The organism is Priestia sp. P5_B4, from assembly GCF_056400385.1.
On sequence record NZ_JBFULJ010000755.1, the window covers coordinates 1 to 1,861 of the forward strand.

General features: G+C 36.7%; 3 protein-coding genes. 2 read left to right on the forward strand and 1 reads right to left on the reverse strand.

The features are described 5' to 3' along the window. Positions 1-671, forward strand: a 671-nt coding sequence (locus AC1DRF_RS25575; RefSeq protein WP_477742025.1) for a hypothetical protein, incomplete at its 5' end; no start/stop codon positions are given. Between the two features lie 4 nt (positions 672-675). Next, positions 676-1,146, forward strand: a complete 471-nt coding sequence (locus AC1DRF_RS25580; RefSeq protein ID WP_230184411.1) for an inorganic phosphate transporter — start codon at positions 676-678, stop codon at positions 1,144-1,146. A gap of 204 nt (positions 1,147-1,350) precedes the next feature. Here AC1DRF_RS25580 and AC1DRF_RS25585 read toward each other — a convergent pair. Continuing rightward, the coding region (locus tag AC1DRF_RS25585) for a YfiT family bacillithiol transferase (protein ID WP_477742026.1) at positions 1,351-1,861 on the reverse strand (511 nt) is incomplete at its 5' end.

Genomic DNA, 1,861 nt, shown 5'->3' on the forward strand with positions numbered 1-1,861 from the left:
TTCCAGGGTTTGGGCACCTACTACTGTCTAAATACCTTCGCGGCTTTGTGTTATTTGTATGGGAAGTCGTCATAAACCTTGAATCTCATGTAAATTTAGCTATGATTTATTCTTTTCAAGGAAACATTGATATGGCCAAAGACGTACTTAATACAAGATGGCTTCTTATTTATATTCCCGTTTATATTTTTGCTATATGGGATAGTTACCGAACAACCGTTGATTTAAATAGAATATACGTGTTAGCTGAACGAGAAAACCATCAGTTCAACACCTTTAGTATAGGAGCCATGGAAATAAACTATTTAGATAAACGGAATCCCATCCTATCCGTTTTCTGGTCCTTGGTGATGCCAGGTCTAGGACAACTCTATATTCATCGCATCATTGGTGCTTTCTTTGTTATCATTTGGGCAGTTGTTTTCTTTTATTACTCTCACCTGCTTGAAGGAATTTCTTTTCTATTTTTAGGAGAAATAAAACAGGCTACTTCCGTTTTAAATAAAGAATGGCTGTTATTTTTCCCTTCTCTATATGGTTTTGCTACCTTCGATTCCTATATAAATACGGTTGAGAATAATAAACTTGCTGAAAGAGTGCAGAAAAACTTTTTTGAAAAAACATATCAACATCCAAGCTTTTGTATTGCGAAAGGAAAAAAGGTGGAGTGAAAACATGCAGGTCTTTTCTACATTTGAATACTCCAGTTACATAGAATTAGCTGTTTCAGAGCTAGAAAAAAAAGGGATAAAAATAGAAGATATATTTATTGTCCCTCTTAATAATCGAACGGAAGATCGCCGGATTTTTGATAGCCTTCATCGAGCCGATGGAGTTTCTCTTATTGACCTAGGAATGGCTCTAGCCACAGCCTTTTCAGTCATCGGTGCAAGCATTGGGTTTAAACTAAGCTGGGGTCCCATCTACTGGGGAATAATTAGTGCTTTTATCGGATTTATCTTAGGACTAGGAATTAAACTATTTATGTTTAAAGTAATCAGGAAAAATCAACGGCTCTCACGCGGCAAACATTCGGAAGTCATACTCATTGTTGATTGTCGTACGGTGGACGCCGAAGTGGTTGAACAAACTTTGTGGAAAAACCTTGCCTTAGGTGTTTCAAAAGTCAGATCTGATGGCTTATAGAATTAAGTCGTCATCGTACAATATAATGGCCAGATACAGGATGAATGAATTACTATTCAGGATTAGAGATAACTTCCTTAACTCACGGAGAGAGAGCTTCTGGTTTTAAACTGTATACTCTTTAGTCAGCAAAATGTCATTTATCAAAACCCAAAAAGCTTTTAAAAAGAGCGTTTTGGGTTCTAATGTATGTTAAATGCCATTCTACCATCCTCTTTGGTTTCTTAATGTCGTAATATGAGCAACATGATGCTTTCCATGCCAGGCATAAGTAGCTATTAATTGCTCAATCGTCACTTGTCCGTTTTCAGGATGGTGGATCATTTTCTTCAAATCTTTTTCATCAAGTGAGTTTAACAATTTATGAAGACGCTTATGTAAAGCTGAAAAAAGTTGGAGCGAAATTTCTATAGGTAAATCATTGTCAGGAAGATCCGACCAAGCCACTTCATCATAGGCCTTAATAGTAGGCTCATGTTCTGTTAAGCCTAATTTAAAACGAGTATAAGCATTCATATGAGAGTCAGCTAAATGATGGACAACTTGACTTAATGTCCAACCGCCTTCTCGATAAGGCGTAGCTAATTGTTCTTTGGTCAGTCCTTCTACAGCATCAGCTAATTGCTTTGGTGCATATCCAATGTCATGAATCCACCCTTGAATATCTTCTGGCTGAATATTTTCTTTCACGATAAAGTTCCCAATAGGATATTGA

Bases quoted from the DNA above. Each gene is read 5' to 3' on its own strand.
- AC1DRF_RS25580 (WP_230184411.1), top strand. From the start codon at position 676: ATGCAGGTCTTTTCTACATTTGAATACTCCAGTTACATAGAATTAGCT.